This window comes from Polaromonas sp. P4_H1, assembly GCF_056400945.1.
Genome location: NZ_JBFUKG010000136.1, coordinates 1 through 538, shown reverse-complemented (window position 1 = coordinate 538; position 538 = coordinate 1). Strand labels below are relative to the sequence as shown.

General features: G+C 62.9%; 1 protein-coding gene. It reads left to right on the top strand.

Annotation, left to right across the window (positions count from 1 at the left end; translation table 11 throughout):
* Positions 1–72: 72 nt before the first annotated feature.
* On the top strand, positions 73–538 hold a 466-nt coding region (locus tag AC1DS5_RS25525; protein ID WP_477721035.1), incomplete at its 3' end, for a trehalase-like domain-containing protein.

The window sequence follows — 538 nt, the reverse complement described above, 5'->3', positions numbered from 1 at the left end:
GCGCTGCACATTGCAACCGCGGACAGGAGTTTGTCCGCATTGACCTAAATTTTGTCAGGTGGCGGAAAGACTTTGTACAGCAATATCGAAGATTACGCGCTGATCGGCGATTGTGAGACCGCCGCTCTCGTCAACCGCAACGGATCGATCGACTGGCTGTGCTGGCCGGCCTTCGATTCCGACGCTTGCTTTACCGCGCTGCTCGGCACCAAGGATCACGGCCGCTGGCAAATCACGCCCGACGCTCCGATCACGGCATGCAAACGGCGCTATCGCGGCGACTCCCTCATTCTGGAAACCACGCTGGAGACGGACGACGGCGCCATCACGCTGATCGACTTCATGCCGCCGCGCGGCGCCGCCTCTGATGTGGTGCGCATCGTCCGCGGCGATCGCGGCACGGTGACGGTCCGGATGGAGCTGATCATCCGCTTCGGATTCGGTGCGGCCATCCCCTGGGTGAAGCGCGACAAGGACGGCGGAGTGCTGGCGATTTGYGGGCCCGACATGACCGTGCTGCACACGCCCGTTGAGACCC